The 17306-nt window shown below is 65.8% G+C and carries 17 protein-coding genes and 2 pseudogenes; 14 read left to right on the forward strand and 5 right to left on the reverse strand.

Features of this window, described 5'->3' with window-relative positions; all coding sequences use genetic code 11:
* Positions 1-6: 6 nt before the first annotated feature.
* From EBL85_RS00405 to EBL85_RS17030, 4 genes are all read left to right on the forward strand, one after another.
* Positions 7-384 carry a V-type ATP synthase subunit F gene (locus tag EBL85_RS00405; RefSeq protein ID WP_082806062.1) on the forward strand — a complete coding sequence of 126 codons (378 nt, stop codon included), beginning with the start codon at positions 7-9 and terminating at the stop codon, positions 382-384.
* The gene (locus EBL85_RS00410) at positions 368-1009 is read left to right on the forward strand and encodes a V-type ATP synthase subunit E (RefSeq protein WP_123141848.1); all 642 of its coding nucleotides are present in this window, start codon (positions 368-370) and stop codon (positions 1007-1009) included. The genes EBL85_RS00405 and EBL85_RS00410 overlap by 17 nt, the downstream gene beginning before the upstream one ends.
* Complete coding sequence (locus EBL85_RS00415; RefSeq protein ID WP_369964106.1) at positions 1002-2816, forward strand: V-type ATP synthase subunit A; 1815 nt, start codon at positions 1002-1004, stop codon at positions 2814-2816. The genes EBL85_RS00410 and EBL85_RS00415 overlap by 8 nt, the downstream gene beginning before the upstream one ends.
* A gap of 142 nt (positions 2817-2958) precedes the next feature.
* Positions 2959-3435, forward strand: coding sequence for a hypothetical protein (locus EBL85_RS17030; protein WP_148040501.1), 477 nt, complete (start codon positions 2959-2961; stop codon positions 3433-3435).
* A 294-nt stretch (positions 3436-3729) separates the two neighbouring features.
* On the opposite strand, the pseudogene EBL85_RS00420 reads toward EBL85_RS17030, so the two are convergent.
* Positions 3730-4096, reverse strand: a pseudogene (locus EBL85_RS00420) (transposase); the annotation flags it as partial.
* 448 nt (positions 4097-4544) lie between these two features.
* Between EBL85_RS00420 and EBL85_RS00425 the strand changes: the two are divergent.
* From EBL85_RS00425 to EBL85_RS00445, 5 genes and pseudogenes are all read left to right on the forward strand, one after another.
* Positions 4545-5048 carry a hypothetical protein gene (locus EBL85_RS00425; RefSeq protein WP_123141850.1) on the forward strand — a complete coding sequence of 168 codons (504 nt, stop codon included), beginning with the start codon at positions 4545-4547 and terminating at the stop codon, positions 5046-5048.
* A gap of 133 nt (positions 5049-5181) precedes the next feature.
* Positions 5182-5298, forward strand: a pseudogene (locus EBL85_RS17360) (transposase); the annotation flags it as partial.
* Positions 5299-5519: 221 nt separating this feature from the next.
* Positions 5520-6899 carry a V-type ATP synthase subunit B gene (locus EBL85_RS00435; RefSeq protein WP_123141928.1) on the forward strand — a complete coding sequence of 460 codons (1380 nt, stop codon included), beginning with the start codon at positions 5520-5522 and terminating at the stop codon, positions 6897-6899.
* Positions 6889-7176 (forward strand): YkgJ family cysteine cluster protein, encoded by a 288-nt coding sequence (locus EBL85_RS00440; protein WP_123141851.1) that lies wholly within the window; start codon positions 6889-6891, stop codon positions 7174-7176. Before EBL85_RS00435 ends, EBL85_RS00440 begins: the two co-directional genes overlap by 11 nt.
* Before the next feature lie 18 nt (positions 7177-7194).
* Positions 7195-7815 carry a V-type ATP synthase subunit D gene (locus EBL85_RS00445; protein WP_123141852.1) on the forward strand — a complete coding sequence of 207 codons (621 nt, stop codon included), beginning with the start codon at positions 7195-7197 and terminating at the stop codon, positions 7813-7815.
* 419 nt (positions 7816-8234) lie between these two features.
* Here EBL85_RS00445 and EBL85_RS00455 read toward each other — a convergent pair whose 3' ends face one another.
* Both EBL85_RS00455 and EBL85_RS00460 read right to left on the reverse strand, forming a co-directional pair.
* Positions 8235-8945 (reverse strand): type 1 glutamine amidotransferase, encoded by a 711-nt coding sequence (locus tag EBL85_RS00455; protein WP_223805970.1) that lies wholly within the window; start codon positions 8943-8945, stop codon positions 8235-8237.
* Between the two features lie 22 nt (positions 8946-8967).
* Positions 8968-9534, reverse strand: a complete 567-nt coding sequence (locus EBL85_RS00460) for an NUDIX hydrolase (RefSeq protein ID WP_005223698.1) — start codon at positions 9532-9534, stop codon at positions 8968-8970.
* Positions 9535-9771: 237 nt separating this feature from the next.
* Between EBL85_RS00460 and putP the strand changes: the two genes are divergently transcribed.
* The 5 genes from putP to pap all read left to right on the forward strand — a co-directional run bounded on the left by putP (position 9772) and on the right by pap (position 16103).
* Entirely contained in the window at positions 9772-11274 is a 1503-nt protein-coding gene (putP, locus tag EBL85_RS00465; RefSeq protein ID WP_123140744.1) for a sodium/proline symporter PutP, read from the forward strand.
* Positions 11275-11554: 280 nt separating this feature from the next.
* Positions 11555-12241, forward strand: a complete 687-nt coding sequence (gene phoB / locus EBL85_RS00470; protein ID WP_123140745.1) for a phosphate regulon transcriptional regulator PhoB — start codon at positions 11555-11557, stop codon at positions 12239-12241.
* Between the two features lie 20 nt (positions 12242-12261).
* Positions 12262-13623, forward strand: a complete 1362-nt coding sequence (gene phoR, locus EBL85_RS00475) for a phosphate regulon sensor histidine kinase PhoR (RefSeq protein ID WP_123141855.1) — start codon at positions 12262-12264, stop codon at positions 13621-13623.
* Positions 13624-13963: 340 nt separating this feature from the next.
* Positions 13964-14446, forward strand: a complete 483-nt coding sequence (locus EBL85_RS00480; RefSeq protein WP_005223702.1) for an acyl-CoA thioesterase — start codon at positions 13964-13966, stop codon at positions 14444-14446.
* Between the two features lie 76 nt (positions 14447-14522).
* Positions 14523-16103 carry a polyphosphate:AMP phosphotransferase gene (gene pap / locus EBL85_RS00485; RefSeq protein WP_123141856.1) on the forward strand — a complete coding sequence of 527 codons (1581 nt, stop codon included), beginning with the start codon at positions 14523-14525 and terminating at the stop codon, positions 16101-16103.
* Positions 16104-16107: 4 nt separating this feature from the next.
* On the opposite strand, the gene EBL85_RS00490 is transcribed toward pap, so the two are convergent.
* Together EBL85_RS00490 and EBL85_RS00495 are read right to left on the reverse strand one after the other, a co-directional pair.
* Positions 16108-16884 (reverse strand): TatD family hydrolase, encoded by a 777-nt coding sequence (locus EBL85_RS00490; RefSeq protein ID WP_062274392.1) that lies wholly within the window; start codon positions 16882-16884, stop codon positions 16108-16110.
* Positions 16885-16894: 10 nt separating this feature from the next.
* Positions 16895-17266, reverse strand: coding sequence for a PilZ domain-containing protein (locus tag EBL85_RS00495; protein WP_082806048.1), 372 nt, complete (start codon positions 17264-17266; stop codon positions 16895-16897).
* Between the last annotated feature and the right edge of the window lie 40 nt (positions 17267-17306).

The raw sequence follows: 17306 nt of genomic DNA on the forward strand, positions 1-17306 counted from the left end.
CGCGGCATGGACACCCCCAGCACCGAGACCGCCACCCCGGCGCGGCTTGTGTTCATCGGTGACGAGCGGCTCGCCGACGGCTTCCGGCTGATCGGCTTCGAGGCCCACGAGAACCCCGCCCCGGAGACCGTCGAGCGCCTGCTGCGCGGGCTGCTGCGCGCGCGGGCCAAGGCGCTGGTGGTGGTCGACGACGCGCTGATGGCCGCGGACATCCCCAGCCTGCAACGCATCCGCCGCGAGGGCGGACGCATCGTGGTGGTCGCGGTGCCCGCGCTCGGCGCCGAGCCGCCGCGTCTGTCCAGCGCGGTGGCCGATCGGCTCGATGCGCTGTTCGGCGCCGCGCCGGACGACGAGACGGAGGAACGACATGACCCAGGTCGATGAACTCGAACAGGCGATCCTCGCGCGCGCCGAGCGCCTCGCCGCCGAGTATCGGGCGCGCGCCGCCAGCCGTCGCGACACCATCCTGCGCGAGGCCGCCGAGCGGCTGCGCGCGCGCGAGCAACACGAGGAGCAGGTCGCCCGCGCCCTGGCCGAACGCAGCTTCCGCCAACAGGTCCAGGCCAGCGAGCTGAAGCTCCAGACCCATCTCGACCGGGTGCGCTGGAACCTGATGCAGGCCGTCGAGCGCGGCCTCGAGGAGCGGATGCGCGCCTTCATCGCCGAGCGCGACACCTATGGCGACTGGCTCGCGACGCTGATCGTGCGCGATGCCGGGCTGATCGAGCAGCCGCGGCTGCGCGTCGAGGCCAACGCCCACGATCTGGTGCTGCTGCGCGAGCGCTGGGCGGCGATCCTCGCGGCGCTGCCCGAGGGGCGCGAGGCCGAACTGGTCGAGGAGCCGATTGCCGCCCTCGGCGGGGTGCGGGTCAGCGACGCCGAGGGGCGGGTGCGCATCGACGACACCCATGCCGGTCGGCTCGAACGGCTGCGCCCCGAGATCCAGCGCGTGATCCTCGAACGCCTGCTCCCCAACGGGCTCGATACCGCCAACCTGTTCAATGGATGATGCCGTGAAAGACGCCAACAGAACCGGCCGGGTGCGTGACATCAACGGCCCCATCGTCACCATCGAACTGCCCGGCGCACGCAGCGGCGAGCAGGTCAAGCTCGGCGAACTCGGGCTGCTCGGTGAGGTGATCTCGCTGCGTGGCGGCGATGCCATCGTCCAGACCTACGAATCGACCGACGGGCTGCGTCCCGGCGAGCCGGTGCGCGGACTCGGCCGACCGCTCTCGGTCGAACTCGGCCCCGGGCTGCTCGGCGGCATCTTCGACGGCGTACAGCGACCGCTCGAGGCGATCGCCCTGGCCTCGGGCGACCACATCCGCCGCGGCATCGACCTCAACGCCCTCGACCGCGCCCGCGAGTGGCGCTTCACCCCCAACCCGGCGCTCGAACCCGGCGCCCGGATCGGCGGCGGCACCCTGCTCGGCACCGTCCCGGAGACGGCCACCATCGAGCACCGCGTGCTGGTACCGCCCGGTATCGAGGGCGAGCTGGAGGAGATCGCCCCGGCCGGCGACTACGACCTCGAGGCGACCATCGCCCGGGTGCGCGACGCCCACGGCGCCAGCCGCAGGCTCGGGCTCTATCACCGCTGGCCGGTGCGCCAGCCGCGCCCCTACCGGCGCCGCGACGACGGCGTCGCGCCGCTGATCACCGGACAGCGGGTGATCGACACCTTCTTCCCCCAGCTCAAGGGCGGCAAGGGCGCGGTCCCCGGCCCCTTCGGCGCGGGCAAGACCGTGGTGCAGCAGCAGATCGCGCGCTGGTCGAACGCCGACATCGTCATCTATGTCGGCTGCGGCGAGCGCGGCAACGAACTGGTCGACGTGCTCGAGACCTTCCCCCAGCTCGACGACCCCTACACCGGGCGCAAGCTGATGGAGCGCACCCTGCTGGTGGCCAACACCTCCAACATGCCGGTGGTGGCGCGCGAGGCCTCGGTCTATGTCGGCCTGACCATGGCCGAGTACTACCGCGACATGGGCTACGACGTGGTGATGCTGGCCGACTCCACCAGCCGTTGGGCCGAGGCGTTGCGCGAGGTCTCCGGACGGCTCGGACAGATGCCGGTCGAGGAAGGCTACCCGGCCTATCTCGCCTCGCGTCTGGCCGCGCTCTACGAGCGCGCCGGACGGGTCGAGACCTTCGCCGGGGCCTCCGGCTCGGTGACCCTGATCGGCGCGGTCTCGCCGCCGGGCGGCGACTTCTCCGAGCCCGTGACCAGCCACACCAAGGACATCGTCGAGACCTTCTGGGCGCTCTCCAAGGAGCTGGCCGACGCCCGTCACTACCCCTCGATCGACTGGGTCGGCAGCTTCTCCGGGCATGTCCACACCGCCGCCGAGTGGTGGCACCAGGAGATCGACCCGAACTGGGAGCAACGCCGCACCGCCGCCCTCGCCCTCCTCGCCCGCGACGCCGAACTCTCGCGCATCGTCAACCTAGTCGGCCCCGAGGCCCTCTCCGACCCCCAGCGCTGGGAGCTGGAAGGCGCCGCGCTCATCAAGGAAGGCGTGCTGCAGCAGAGCGCGCTCGACGACATCGACACCTTCTGCTCACCGGCCAAGCAATTCGCCCTGCTGGATCTGGCCATCGAGATCTACCGCAGCGGCGAATCGCTGATTCGACTCGGCGTGCCGGTCTCGGAACTGCAGAACCTACCGCTATTGGCCAAGATGCGCCGGATCAAGTCACTGTATTCGAGCGAAGAGCTGGATCGGATACAGGGGTTTCGGGATGAGGTGGAGGAGGCGATGGAGGGTGTTCGGGGTGAGTATGCGAAGCTGGATAGAGGAGCCGACGTGTAAAAGATGTATTGCTGTCGAAAAGTCGCAGATCATGAGTGGCGTAGAGATTCCGCCTAACTCTTAAAACTTAGACATCAGCCCAACATAATATTTATAATTTCCATCCAACACAACTCAATACCCTATAGAGCAAAAAAGCACCATGCTTTCAATCGATTTATTTTACTCTTTAGTCGAGATCGCAAACAATAAGCTACTTTCCCGGACACCGACCATTATCACCTACGATAAAACCACGAAAATAATCGAAAATACCTCCAATAACGAAAAAGCAATAAGGCAAGAAGTGGGTGATGGCGCTAATATTTATGCATTGTGGTCAAGAGACAATGACTCCGACTCTTGGCGCACCATGTATATCGGACAAAGAACACAACGATTCGTTATAGAACGAATCAAACAGCATCTTTTCAATACGCCAAATGGGACACAATCCAAGCTTGAAAAAGTAAGGCTGCTAGCTCAGGAAGGAAAGCAAATCGGGATCACTACTGTGCTAATAAATCCAGACCCTCTTCGATTATCAGTTGAAGATCAACTGATTTATTCTAACACAAGCACCAACACCGACTTACCTTGGAACAACAAAAGCAGAAATGTTGCGCTACGAAGCACATAACAACGCCACCACCCTATTCCAGAAAGTAAGTCTAGCGTAAGTAAATTAGAGACTCGCGTGCTGCTGGAAAAATCTCCCTAGAGGAAATAATTTCTCGCGCAGTAAAGATCTCCGAAGCTAGGCTGCAGAACTACGCGAAAGAAAACTACAAGAAGACTCATCGTTACGTTAGGTCGCGCCAAAAAAAACACCATAACCTACGGAGTGATCCTAGAACGCGAAGGGCTTTGTTCCTTTGGGAAGTCGCTCGAATCATCTAATACCAGAAGAATATCTCGGCGCGATCTACGTTTTTTACGAAAAGTAATGCCTGAGGCATCTGCGAATGCAAGCAAGCGTGAACATTGCCGAGAAGCTGGTCGCCAACTTGTCGTAACGGGTAGCGATTCGTCGGCAGGCCTTGAGCCAGCCGAACAACCGCTCGATGACGTTGCGCTTGCGATAGCTGGGCTTGTTGAGCGTCCGAGGTCGGCCAGGCTTGGGGTTGCGCAGCCCCTTGCGCTGCGAGATTACCGGACGGATACCGCGCCGATCGCAGTAGTGGCGGACGACCTCGATGAGCGCTGGGCAAGCGGACCTGATCGAGGAGCGGTTGGGCATGGCGAATGTCGCTGTGCTGCCCCGGAGAGAGCAGAAAGCTCAAGGGAGCGCCCTTGGCATCTCAGAACAGGTAGATCGGAGTTCGTAACGTCTCGACATCTGGCCTCTTCTCCTGCAAAAACGAAGTCAGTGTATCAAGCAGGTTTTTCGTACAAAACGTAGCCTCCCAGAAGGCTGTCAACCCAACAAACCCACAGACGCAAGACGCAAGCCTATAATGTACGCGTCGCCGAGACATCAACCGGACACATAGCGCTGAGATAAAGAGTCGATCTACTTGCTACGTGCAGTCCGGCGCGGCGACGACGAGTCGCAGGATGAGTAAGTTGCCTGAGCCATATGCGACAGTCCGGAAGGAGCGATAGTCCGCGCTCGTTGAATCTCTCGGAGGCCATCATGGGGTAACTACCCATTGGCCCAAAAACAGCCGACGCTCTGAGGCTCAAAGATACCAATTCGCCTACACGCGGATAATTATCAATAGAATTGAATAGGAAATAATAGCCACAATGACTATCGACGAACTCCGCAAGCTCGCCCCTGATGTTTTCGGTGACAAGTCCGAGGCCGAGATCGTCGCGGCGCTCGCGGAGTACCGTGGTGTCGATCCGCAGCTCCAAGCCTATGAACTGGGCCTGGACATCAAGGACTACGCCCCCAGACCCAGCGTGGGAGAAATCATTGCGGAAAACTGGTTCTTAATACTTTTATTTGCCATGTTGCTAACGGCCTGGGCTCTTAGGCGTCAACTTGCAGCATGGGCAACAGAATTACCGCCTTTCAATAAATCACTAATAGCCGGGGGCGGTTTTTTCATATTTTCGAGCTTGTTCCCGCCGATCAAGTATGCCGAATCAACTTCTTACTACAGCGACAAAGAGGAAGCATTCAAGCTTTTATGGAACCTGAACCGCAATGAGGCTATAGATTGGTCAATATTGGCCATTGAGTGGACAGTCATCGTCGTGGCAACCTTGGTCATCGCGGTATCGCTCCCAAAGAAGCCTAATTGAGGCGAGAGTCCCGCTGCGTCGACGAGTCCACTAAGCACGGGGTTTCTCTTGGCAAGCAGTTTCACCTAACCTGCCGTTTGTACGAAAAACCTGCTTGATACACTGACTTCGTTTTTTCAGGAGAAGAGGCCAGATGTCGAGACGTTACGAAACCCCAGAAGAGGCCTGGGCGCTGATCGCCGATCTGTTTTCCCTTCCGCAGCGCAAGGGTCGGCCACGCCGGGACGACCGCCTGATGCTCAACGGCATTTTCTGAGTGGATCTGAGCCTGGATCACAAGATCCTGAAGGAGGTCATCGAAAAAAGCGCTGAGTGCGCTGGCCAAGCGCCATCCATCCGCCGGGTTTCGCAAGCTCTATGTGCGGCTGAGCCGCGCCAGACATTCCAGAAACCACAAGCGGGTGAATTCCCAGGCCAACCAAGCCCCCAAGCATGTGCGGCTCGATCGAGCCGAACGAGGATCATCGCATCATGAGCATCAAGGAATACCGCACCGCCATCGAAGCCAGGGGCGGCCTCCTGGTGGTCAGGGACACGCCGGGCGTGGCCTTCGGCGACCGGGTGCGGATCGAGAACCATGCGGGCCAGATCCGCAACGGTCAGGTCATCCGCGCGGCGGACGAGGAGGTGCTGATTCTGGTCTTCGAGGGCACGGATGATCTGGACCTAGAGAACACCTGGGTCCGCTTCCTCGACGAGCCGGTGGAGATCGCGCTCTCGCCCGAGATCCTGGGGCGCGAACTCAACGGCCTCGGCGAGCCGCGCGACGGGCGCCCGCCGGTACTCTCGGGGCTGCGGCGGCCGGTGGGCGGCTCGGCCATCAATCCGGCCGCCCGCACCTATCCGCGCGAGTTCATCCAGACCGGCGTCTCGACCATCGACGGGCTCAACAGCCTGGTGCGGGGGCAGAAGCTGCCGATCTTCTCGGGCTCGGGCCTGCCGCACAACCGGCTCGCGGCCCAGATCGTGCGTCAGGCCAGGCTGGTCGACGAGAACTCCAGCTTCTCGATCGTGTTCGCGGCCATGGGCGTCTCCTACGCCGACGCCAAGTTCTTCCGCGACGAGTTCGCCAACTCGGGCGTGCTGCGCAACGTGGTGATGTTCGTCAACCTCGCCGACGACCCGCCGGTGGAGCGGCTCACCCTCCCCCGCGCCGCGCTCACCGCCGCCGAGTATCTGGCCTATGATCTCGACCACCACGTGCTGGTGGTGCTCACCGACATGACCAACTACGCCGAGGCGCTGCGCGAGGTCGCCACCGCCAAGGGCGACGTGCCCGCGCGCAAGGGTTATCCGGGCTATCTCTACTCCGACCTGGCCGAACTCTACGAGCGCTGCGGCCGTATCCACGACCGACGCGGGTCGATCACCATGATGCCGGTCGTCTCCATGCCCTCGGACGACATCACCCACCCCATCCCCGACCTCACCGGCTATATCACCGAGGGGCAGATCGTGCTCTCGCGCGAGCTGCACAATCGCGGCATCTACCCCCCGGTGCACATCTCGCCGAGCCTGTCGCGGCTGATGAAGGACGGCATCGGCAAGGACGACACCCGCGAGGACCACCCCCGGGTCGCCGCCCAACTCTACAGCCTCTACGCCCGCGCCCAGGAGACCCGCAATCTCGCCTCGATCATCGGCGCCGACGAGCTGTCCGAGCGCGACCAGCGTTTCCTCAAATTCGCCGATGCCTTCGATGCCCAGTTCGTCACCCAGGGCGAGCACGAAGAACGCTCGATCATCGACACCCTGGATCTGGCCTGGCGGCTGATGGCGCGTTTCCCGCGCGAGCAGCTCACCCGACTCCACGAAACCGACCTCGCGCGACACCTGCCCCATGACGACTGACGACACCATCGACTGCGCCGACTGCCGTGCCTGCTGCTGTCGGCTCGAGGCGGTATGCCTGACCGACACCGGGGTGCCGGCGCGTTTCCTCACCGAGGACGCCTGGGGCCGGACCTGCATGCTCCGGCTCGACGACGGCTGGTGCGCCGCGCTCGATCGCGACACCCTGCGCTGTCGCATCTACGCGCAGCGCCCGCTGGTCTGTCGACTGTTCGAGATGGGCGGCCCCGACTGTATCGACGCGCGCCAGGACGCCAACCTTGCCCCCTCGGGCTGAGCACCGGAACCAGGCACCATGACCGAATCGCTGATCAAGATACCGCCGACCAAGAGCAGCCTGCTGCGGCTACAGCAGCAGGCGCAGTTCCTGATCGCCGGACACGATCTGCTCGAACGCAAGCGCGAGCTGCTCACCCGGCTGGTCTACGAACGCATCGACGAGTACCGCGCGCTGCGGCGCGAGACCGAGACCGCGCTCGGCGCGGCCTATCACTGCCTCAGCCTCACCCACCTGCGCATGGGCAGTCGCGGCATCCGTCAGGCCGCGCTCGGCGCCGAGCCGGCGCTGCGCGTCAACGTCCTGCCGCACCGCGCGCTCGGCGTCGAGTACCCGGCGGTGGCCAGCGAGCGCCTGCCGCTCAAGCCCGTCGGCCTGCTCGGCACCGATGCGAGCTTCGACGCCACCCGCGCCAATCTCGCCGAGGCCGCGGTGCTGCTCGCCCGTCTCGGCGAGGTCGAGACCGCGCTGCACCGACTGATGGAGGAGCAACGCAAGGCGCAGAAACGCGTCAACGCGCTCAAGTACAACATCATCCCCCGCTACCAGCGCACCATCCGCTTCATCCGCTCGGCGCTGGAAGAGGAAGAACGCAACGCCCTGTTCCAGGTGAAGCTGCTGCGCGAGAGACAGAGGTAGCGGCCGGGAGAATTGAACCGCAAAGACCCGAAGGGCGCGAAGACGATAGAAGAGAAAGGCGTTCAGACGTGTAGGCCGGGCAAAGCGCAGCGTGCCCGGCGAGTGGGTTGCGAATCAGCTTCCAGCGGTCAACTTCCAGCCACCAGTCACCAGTCACCAGTCACCAGTCACCAGTCACCAGTCACCAGTCACCAGTCACCAGTCATGGGGCTCAGACTGGAGACTGAAGGTTTCTCGTTGGTAGCGCATTCGTCGGCTCGTAGGGTGGGATGCGTGACCGTGCGAAGACGTTGAGGATCAGCGCCGAGGCCATCCGGTCACGCACCCCATCCCGAACGATCGATGACCGGTCGGGCGAGGCGCGCCAGCCCTCCCCACTGGAGGCTGAAGGCTGGTGCCTGGACGCTCCTGTTCGCCGCTCAAAGCTCCCGACCCAGTTCCACCATCCGGTCGAGCAGCGCGAACAGGGCCTGGTGGAGTCGGGCGTAGTGCTCGGGGGGCTGGGCGCGAATATGCTCGGGCGATTGCACGAAGGGGCCGGTCTCGGTGAGTTCGTCGGCGCAGTGGACGAGCAGCCGCTCGACGCCCTCGGTGGTCGCCTCCAGATGGCACTGCAGCCCCAGCACCCGGCCCTCGAAGAGAAAGCCCTGGTTGGCGCAGGCGGCGCTCGCGGCGAGCGGTTGCGCGCCCTCGGGCAGGGCGAAGGTGTCGCCGTGCCAGTGGAAGACCTCGAACCCCTCGGGCAGCGCCGCGAACAGCCCCGAGGCGCGACCCTCGGCGCTGAGTTCGAGCGGGAACCAGCCGATCTCGCGCTCGGGGTTGCGACATACCCGCGCGCCCAGCGCGGCGGCGATCTGCTGGGCGCCGAGACAGATGCCGATCAGGTTCTTGTCGGCGCCGATGGCGCGCGAGATGAACGCGCGTTCGGTGGCGAGCCAGGGATGGCGCTGCTCCTGATCGACCCCCATGGGACCGCCCATCACCACCAGCCAGTCGATCTCGGCGAGCGCGGGCAGCGGCTCGCCGAGATCGAGCCGCACCACCTGCAGCGCGTGGCCGCGGGCACGCACCCAGTCGCCGATCGCCCCCGGCGCTTCGAAGGGGACATGTTGCAGGACACAAACGCGCATCGGATCATTCATCATCACGACCTCAGCAACCCGAACCCTCGGAGAGCAGGTCGAGATCGTTCTGGATCATCGCCTTGGCGCGATAGAGTCCGATCAGCGTCTTGGCATCGGTGATGGTGGCGTCATGACACCAGTCGAGCGCCTGACTGAAGGGCAGCCAGTGGACCTCGATCAGCTCGCCGGGTTCGTGCGCGACCGGCTGGCTGGTGAGCCCGCGCGCCAGCCACAGATGGATGACCTCGGTGAACACCCCGGGCGAGGCGTGCATCGGCCCAAGATCGTTCCACTCCTCAGCCACCAGCCCGGCCTCCTCGGCCAGCTCGCGCACGGCGGTGCGCTGCGGCGTCTCGTCGGGATCGATGCGCCCGGCGGGCAGCTCCCACAGCCAGCCTCCGGCAGCGTGGCGGAACTGGCGCAGCAGACAGACCCGGTCCTGGTCGTCGAGCGCGACCGTGGCCGCACCACCGGGATGGCGGACGATCTCGAGCGCCACCTCGGCGCCGTCCGGCAGCTCTACCTGCTCGCGGTTGACGTCGATCACCTTGCCGGCGTACAGGGTCTCGCAGTTGATGATTCGGGCTTCGGACATGGCAACCTCGTTTCGCTATCAATGCGTTGCGGGGCGTCGCACGCAAGGGCCGAGCGCGCCTCCGGGCCGTCTGCTCCGGACCTCCCCCGCTGACGCACGGAGCATAACCGTAACCCGGCGGCACTGTCGCCCCGGCGCGTCGATTTGGTGGGCACTCGCGCCAGGTTCTAAACTACCGCACCCTGTCCACCCGATTCGACAAGCCGGATCGGAGCAATACCTGCGAGGAGCGACGGCTTGACCCAAGACCCAATCATCATCTCCATCACCTTCAGCATCTATTTCGTCATCGTGCTGCTGATCGGCTGGTACGCCTATCAGCGTACCCGCGATCTCTCCGACTTCATCCTCGGTGGCCGCCGACTCGGCAGCGGGGTCGCGGCGCTCAGCGCCAGCGCCTCGGACATGAGCGGCTGGCTGCTGCTCGGCCTGCCCGGCTTCGCCTATGCCTCCGGGCTCGAGTCGATCTGGCTCGCCGGCGGCCTGCTGTTCGGCACCTGGCTCAACTGGCTCGTGGTCGCCGCCCGACTGCGCGTGTTCAGCTTCGCCTACGGCAACGCACTGACGCTGCCCGAATACTTCGCCAATCGCTTCGCCGACGCCAGCGGTCTGCTGCGCGGCATCGCGGCGGTGTTCATCCTGCTGTTCTTCCTGATCTACACCGCCTCCGGCCTGGTCGCCGGCGGCAAGCTGTTCGAGTCGGTCTTCGGCCTGCCCTATGTCTGGGCCGTCGGCATCGCGGTGCTCTCGATCATCGTCTACACCGCCATCGGCGGCTTCCTCGCCGTCTCCTGGACCGACGTGATGCAAGGCCTGCTGATGGCCGTGGCGCTGATCGCCGTGCCGATGCTCGCCATCGCCTTGGCCGGCGGCAGCGACAACGCGATCGATCAGCTCAACACCCTCAATCCCGAGCTGCTCGACCCCATGACCAAGATCGACGGCACCGCCATCGGCTGGATCGGCATCGTCTCGCTCGCCGCCTGGGGCCTCGGCTACTTCGGCCAGCCGCACGTGCTCGCGCGCTTCCAGGCGATCGCCTCGCCGCGCAAGGTGGCCACAGCACGCCGCATCGCCGTCACCTGGGTGGCGCTCACCCTGATCGGCGCCACCCTCACCGGGCTGGCCGGCATCATCACGCTCGATGCGCCGCTGCTCGACGACGCCCGCGAGACGGTGTTCATCGAGCTGGTCAACCTGCTGTTCCACCCGGTGATCGCCGGCATCCTGCTCGCGGCCATCCTCGCCGCGATCATGAGCACCGCCGACTCGCAGCTGCTGGTCAGCTCCTCGGCTTTCACCGAGGACGTCTACCGCACGCTGATGCGCCGCGAGGCCAGCGAGCGTGAGCTGGTGATGGTCGGGCGCGCGGCGGTGGTCAGCATCGCGCTGTTCGCCTTCGCCCTGGCGATGGACCCGGATGCCATGGTGCTCGATCTGGTCGCCTATGCCTGGGCCGGGTTCGGCGCCGCCTTCGGCGCGCCGCTGGTGCTCTCGCTCTACTGGCGGCGGATGACGCGCCTGGGCGCGCTCGCCGGCATCATCGTCGGCGGTCTCACCGTGGTGGTGTGGAAGCAGCTCGACGGCGGTCTGTTCGCGCTCTACGAGATCGTCCCCGGCATGCTGTTCTCGGCCCTCGCGGTGGTGATCGTCAGTCTGTTCGATCGTCAGGGTCAGGAGCACCTCGGCGAGCGCTTCGACGAGGTGCGCGAGCAGTTGCGTGTCGAGATGCGCGGCTGACCCCCGCCCCACGAGACGTGCAAGGCGTCTCGGCGGCGCCGCCCCGGCGGGACCGGGGCGGCGCCCATCGTCAACGATCGGCACGACACCGCCAGCAGGGCTGCATGCTCACCGGGGTGTTCATCTCCCCGTAACCGATCGTACATAGAATGAAACCCAACAGACCCCGACCCCAGGCGCCCGTGCCCCAGCGGCACGAGGGCCGCGCCAGTCGCTCCGATCCGAGCTCTTTGGCGACGCCGCGCCGACGCCGCGCCCATTGCACCCAGGACCCCCGAAGATGCCCACCATTCTTGTCATCGACGACGAACCGGATATCCGCGAAGTGATGCGCTTTGCGCTCGAGAGCGCGGAGTTCCGCGTGCTCGAGGCCGGTCATGCCGACGAGGCCCGCAAGCTGCTCGCCAGCGACCAACCCGACCTCATCCTGCTCGACTGGATGCTGCCCGGGCGCTCCGGTCTGGAGCTGGCCCAGCAACTCAAGCAGAACCCCAAGACCCGCGGTCTGCCGATCATCATGATCAGCGCCCGAGGCGAGGAGGAGGATCGCGTCAAGGGGCTCGACACCGGCGCCGACGACTACATCGCCAAGCCTTTCTCGCCGCGCGAGATGATCGCCCGCACCAAGGCGGTGCTGCGCCGCGCCAAGCCGAGCGAACCGGCCGACGAGATCGAGATCGGCGGACTGCGCATCGACAACATCGGCCACCGCGTCAGCGCCAATGGCCGCCCGGTGGAGGTCGCCCCCACCGAGTATCGTCTGCTGCACTTCTTCATGACCCACGCCGACCGCGCCTTCAGCCGCTCGCAGCTGCTCGATCAGGTGTGGGGCGATCAGGTCTATGTCGAGGAGCGCACCGTCGACGTCCATATCCGGCGGCTGCGCAAGGCGCTGGAGCCGACCCGTCACGACGGCCTGTTGCAGACCGTGCGCGGCGTCGGTTACCGCTTCTCGGACAAGACCTGAGCCGGCAGGCCCCAGCCCCGATGCGCCGTGCCCTGCTCTTCGAGCTCGCGCTCTTCGCCGTCCCCTCGGGCGGCGCCCTGATGCTGTGGCTCGGCGGTCTGGCGCCGGCCTGGAGCGTCCCGCTGGCGAGCGTCCCCGCGCTCGGGCGCCATATCTTCCGACTGATCGACCTCAGTACCCTGATCCGCCGCCAGCACCGGCTCGCCCCACCCTTCCCGCGCGGACTCTGGGGCGAGGTCTATCGCAACATCGCCCGCTACCAGCAGCGCGGGCGCAAGGGGCGCAAGCGCCAGATCCGCTTCACCCGTCGCTTTCGCGAGGCGGCCAACGCCGTCCCCGACGCCCTGGTGATCCTCGACAAGCACCACCGCATCGACTGGGCCAACCCCGCCGCCGCACAACTGCTCGACATCCACTGGCCGGAGCAGGACGGGCAGCACTTCCTCGACGTCTTCTGCCACCCCGAACTCGGCGACTTCCTCCACGACGGCGAATACCTGCGTCCGCTCGACATCGCCCCCAGTCACAACCGCGCGCTGATGATCTCGCTGCGCATCGCCCCCTTCGGCGAGCGCAAGCGCCAGCGTCTGGTGGTGGGGCGCGACATCACCAAGGTCTATCACCTCAACATGATCCGGCGCGACTTCGTCGCCAACGCCTCGCACGAGCTGCGCACCCCGCTGACGGTGATCGGCGGTTTCGTCGAGAACCTGCTCGACGCACCCAACACCCCCGAGCCCCACCGCCGCCCGCTGACCCTGATGCACAACCAGGCCGAGCGGATGCGCTCGATCATCGAGGATCTGCTCACCCTCTCGCGTCTGGAGATGCACGACAGCCCCGCCGACCAGCACAGCGTCGACGTCCCCGAGGAGCTGCGACTGATCCTCCAGGAGGCGCAGGCCATCGGCGATGCCGGTCACCGACTCGACCCCCTGATCGACACCGGACTGCTGCTGCTCGGCAACCAACCCGAGCTGCGCAGCGCCTTCTCCAACCTCGTCTTCAACGCCATCAAGCACACCCCCACCGGCACCCGCATCCGCATCCGCTGGTGCCAGGACAAGGACGGCGCAACCTTCGTCGTCGAGGACGACGGCCCCGGCATCGCCCCCGAGCACCTGCCCCGGCTCACCGAACGCTTCTACCGCATCGACGCCGCGCGCTCGCGCCAGTCCGGCGGCACCGGGCTGGGACTGGCGATCGTCAAACACGTGCTCAACCGTCACGACGCCAGCCTCAACATCTCCAGCGAACTCGGCCAGGGCACCACCTTCGCCTGCCACTTCCCCACCACCCGCACCCTGCGCCGCGACGCCCCCGTCCCCCACGTCGACACCACCCCACCCACTCCAAGCCGCTCGGCCAACGGCGAGGGTTGAGGCAACACCCCATCTAACCGAAAGACGCATCGAGATCGATGGGTCGTCTGGCATATCTCGATCGTCATCACCGCGACAGCAGCATCCAATCTGATGTCTCCGAGATCGGCCACCCAAACCGGCGCAACATCACGCGGCCCCTAAACCACAGCGACATTGGCGACGCCATCGGGCACACGAAGCGAACGGCGTACAATAAACCCGACGTCCAGGCTCGCGGCTCGGTCAACGGCAGATCACGACTCGATCGAGGCCCCGCCCGCCGACCCAGCAGTGTCAGACCCCGTCCGATTGTGCGAAGATCGGCGACAACCTTTTTGACCAACCATTCAAGCAATCCATGTCTTCGACTCTCGAATCCAGCCAACCCACCCCCACCTCTTCCGACGCCTGCGTGGTGCCGAGCGATCCGACCGCGGCGCCGGTGAGCGACCCGCGTCTCTGGCACCTCGGCACCCGCGTGGTGGCGATGCCGAGCGACACCAACGCCTATGGCGACATCTTCGGCGGCTGGCTGATGGCGCAGGCGGATCTGGCCGGGAGCACGGTGGCGATCCAGGTGGCGCAGGGTCGGGTGGCGACGGTGGCGGTCAAGGAGTTCCGCTTCCTCGCCCCGGTGCTGGTCGGTGATCTGGTCGATCTGTTCGCGCGGATGCAGCGTCTCGGCAACAGCTCGGTGACGGTCGAGGTGCAGATCTGGGCACAGCGCGAGCCCGACCCGGCCAGTCGCCACCAGGTCGCCGCCGCGGCGATCACCTATGTCGCGGTGGACGACGATGGCCGACCGCGCCGGATCACGCCACCGCCGGCGCTGAGCGACTAGCGCCGTCCCGGGCGCACGCCCGACCACCCTGCCGCGACATCTTGTCGCCCCACCCCGCAACACGAGGATTCGCACCATGTTCGAAGCAACCAAGGTCGGCCGCTCGGTGAGCAAGCAGGACTTCAAGGAGCAGCAGACACAGCTGCGCACCGACCTGCTGGCCGCGCAGCGCGAGCTGAAGGCCGCGCAGGTGCCGGTGGTGGTGGTGATCTCGGGGATCGAGGCGGCGGGCAAGGGCGAGGTGGTCAATCGGCTCAACGAGTGGCTCGACACCCGCGGGGTGCAGACCTTCGCCTTCTGGGACGAGTCCGACGAGGAGCGCGAGCGCCCGCGCTACTGGCGGTTCTGGCGGGCGCTGCCGGGGCGCGGCGAGATGGCGATCCTGTTCGGCGGCTGGTATCAGACGCCGATCGAGCACCGCTTTCGCGATCACTGCGGCGATGCCGAGCTCGACGCCGAGCTCAACCGCATCGTCGACTTCGAGCGGATGCTGATCCAGGACGGGACGCTGATCGTCAAGTTCTGGTTTCACATGTCGGAGTCCGACCAGAAGGCGCGGCTCAAGGAGCTCTCGCGCGACGACAAGAGCCGCTGGAAGATGCTCCCGGACAAGAGCAAGTTCTCCGAGCAGTACGCCGCCTTCGAGGAGGTCGCCGAGCGGGTGATCATGCACACCGATCGCGGCGTCTCGCCCTGGTATCTGATCGAGGCCGGCAACCGCCGCTATCGCGACCTCACCGTCGGCAAGACCCTGCTCCATGCGATGCGCGCGCGCCTGGCCGCCGCCGGCCCCACCGACGAGCCGGTCTCGGGCATCGGCAGCCCGGAGCTGCCGGCCGGCGAGCAGGCGCAGATCACCCTGCTCGATCAGCTCGATCTCTCGCTCGCGCTCGAGCGCGACCCCTACAAGGCCGAGCTCAAGCGGCTGCAGAACGAGATCAACGAGCTGGCCTGGCGCGCCTACACCCAGAAGCGCTCGACGGTGCTGGTGTTCGAGGGGGTGGACGCCGGCGGCAAGGGCGGCGCCATCCGTCGCATCACCAACGCCATCGACGCCCGGCTCTATCGCGCCATCCCGGTGGCGGCGCCGAGCGACGAGGAGAAGGCGCACCACTATCTGTGGCGCTTCTGGCGCCAGATCCCGCGCGCCGGCTATATCACCCTCTACGACCGCTCCTGGTACGGGCGGGTGCTGGTCGAGCGCGTCGAGGGTTTCGCCACCGACGCCGAGTGGCGCCGCGCCTACTCCGAGATCAACCGCTTCGAGGAGCAGCTGGTCGACAGCGGGGTGATCCTGCTGAAGTTCTGGCTGCACATCAGCCAGGACGAGCAGCTCAAGCGTTTCAAGGACCGCGAGAACGTGCCCTACAAGCGCTACAAGATCACCGACGAGGACTGGCGCAACCGCGAGAAGTGGCCGCAGTACAAGGAGGCGATCAACGAGATGGTGGTGCGCACCAGCACCCGCCACGCCGCCTGGACCCTGGTCGAGGGCAACGACAAGCCCTATGCGCGGATCAAGGTGCTGCGCACCATCTGCGCGGCGCTGACCGAGGCGCTCGAGGGCGAGCAGCCACCGCCGGCGGGTTATCTGCCCTGCGGCGAGCGTCGCCCGCAGCCAGCCGAGACGGCGACCGCGGGCAAGAAGGACAAGTGAGGATTCAGCCGGGCAGGTCGAACAGACGCAGCGCGTTGTCGCGGGTGAGCGCGGCGATCGCCTCCGGGGTCGAGCCGCGCACCTCGGCCAGGCACTCGGCCACGTGGGCGACCCAGGCCGGCTGGTTGGACTTGCCGCGATGCGGCACCGGGGCGAGATAGGGGGCGTCGGTCTCGATCAGCAGGCGCTCGTCCGGGACCTGGCGGGCGACCTCGCGCAGCTCGGCGGCGTTTTTGAAGGTGACGATCCCGGAGAAGCCGATGTGGAAGCCGAGTTCGAGGGCACGGCGCGCCGTCTCCCAGTCCTCGGTGAAGCAGTGCACCACGCCGCCGACCTCGCCCGCGCCCGCCTCCTCCAGGATTTGCAGGGTATCGGCGCGGGCCTGACGGGTGTGGATCACCAGCGGCTTGGCGCAGGCGCGCGCGGCGGCGATATGGGTGCGGAAACGGCGCTGCTGGCGCTCGGCGTCCTCGGCGCCACGGTAGTAGTCGAGCCCGGTCTCACCGATGGCGCGCACCCGGGGATCGTCGGCGAGCGCGAGCAGGCGCGCCACGTCGGGGTCCTCGCCCTCGTTCTCGTTGGGGTGGACGCCGACCGAACAGAAGACCTCGGGATAGGGCTCGATCAGCGCGCGCATCGCCGGATAGTGCTCCAGGTCGATGCCGATGCTCATCAGGTGGGTGACGCCCGCGGCGCGGGTCGCCGCGATCAACGCGGCGAAGTCGCCGCCATGAGGGGTGAGGTCCACCCGGTCGAGGTGGCAGTGTGAATCAACCAGCATCAAAAACAGCCTACATGGTGTGGGTGGGACGCTCGGAGTTGAGCATGCCCGCCAGATATTCTTCGATCTTGCGCCGCGCCGCGCCCTTGTCCTGATCGCTGAACTGCACCCCGACGCCGACCGAGCGGTTGCCCTCGGCGCCGGGCGGGGTGATCCACACCACCCGACCGGCCACCGGGATGCGGTCGGTCTCCTCCATCAGCTGCAGCAACAGAAAGATCTCGTCGTCGAGCTGATAACGCTTGGTGGTGGGGATGAACAACCCGCCGTTCTTGATGTAGGGCATGTAGGAGGCGTAGAGCGCGCTCTTGTCGCGGATGGCGAAGTTGAGGATGCGCTGCTGGCCGCCCAGCGCGCCCAGCGAGTTGGTCGGTGAACTCATCGATCGGGACCCTCGGGTGTGGATGCGTGCGGACGCCACG

Origin of the sequence: Marichromatium sp. AB32 (genome assembly GCF_003718675.1) — a bacterium.
Lineage (GTDB): Bacteria > Pseudomonadota > Gammaproteobacteria > Chromatiales > Chromatiaceae > Marichromatium > Marichromatium gracile.

Excerpts from the sequence above, each read along its gene's own strand:
- EBL85_RS17030 (WP_148040501.1), top strand. The coding sequence starts at position 2,959 with ATGCTTTCAATCGATTTATTTTACTCTTTAGTCGAGATCGCAAACAAT.
- EBL85_RS00445 (WP_123141852.1), top strand. The coding sequence starts at position 7,195 with ATGACCGAATCGCTGATCAAGATACCGCCGACCAAGAGCAGCCTGCTG.
- pap (WP_123141856.1), top strand. The coding sequence starts at position 14,523 with ATGTTCGAAGCAACCAAGGTCGGCCGCTCGGTGAGCAAGCAGGACTTC.
- EBL85_RS00440 (WP_123141851.1), top strand. The coding sequence starts at position 6,889 with ATGACGACTGACGACACCATCGACTGCGCCGACTGCCGTGCCTGCTGC.
- phoB (WP_123140745.1), top strand. The coding sequence starts at position 11,555 with ATGCCCACCATTCTTGTCATCGACGACGAACCGGATATCCGCGAAGTG.
- phoR (WP_123141855.1), top strand. The coding sequence starts at position 12,262 with ATGCGCCGTGCCCTGCTCTTCGAGCTCGCGCTCTTCGCCGTCCCCTCG.
- EBL85_RS00425 (WP_123141850.1), top strand. The coding sequence starts at position 4,545 with ATGACTATCGACGAACTCCGCAAGCTCGCCCCTGATGTTTTCGGTGAC.
- EBL85_RS00460 (WP_005223698.1), bottom strand. The coding sequence starts at position 9,534 with ATGTCCGAAGCCCGAATCATCAACTGCGAGACCCTGTACGCCGGCAAG.
- EBL85_RS00490 (WP_062274392.1), bottom strand. The coding sequence starts at position 16,884 with ATGCTGGTTGATTCACACTGCCACCTCGACCGGGTGGACCTCACCCCT.
- EBL85_RS00415 (WP_369964106.1), top strand. The coding sequence starts at position 1,002 with ATGGATGATGCCGTGAAAGACGCCAACAGAACCGGCCGGGTGCGTGAC.
- EBL85_RS00495 (WP_082806048.1), bottom strand. The coding sequence starts at position 17,266 with ATGAGTTCACCGACCAACTCGCTGGGCGCGCTGGGCGGCCAGCAGCGC.
- EBL85_RS00480 (WP_005223702.1), top strand. The coding sequence starts at position 13,964 with ATGTCTTCGACTCTCGAATCCAGCCAACCCACCCCCACCTCTTCCGAC.
- EBL85_RS00405 (WP_082806062.1), top strand. The coding sequence starts at position 7 with ATGGACACCCCCAGCACCGAGACCGCCACCCCGGCGCGGCTTGTGTTC.
- EBL85_RS00455 (WP_223805970.1), bottom strand. The coding sequence starts at position 8,945 with ATGCGCGTTTGTGTCCTGCAACATGTCCCCTTCGAAGCGCCGGGGGCG.
- EBL85_RS00435 (WP_123141928.1), top strand. The coding sequence starts at position 5,520 with ATGAGCATCAAGGAATACCGCACCGCCATCGAAGCCAGGGGCGGCCTC.
- EBL85_RS00410 (WP_123141848.1), top strand. The coding sequence starts at position 368 with ATGACCCAGGTCGATGAACTCGAACAGGCGATCCTCGCGCGCGCCGAG.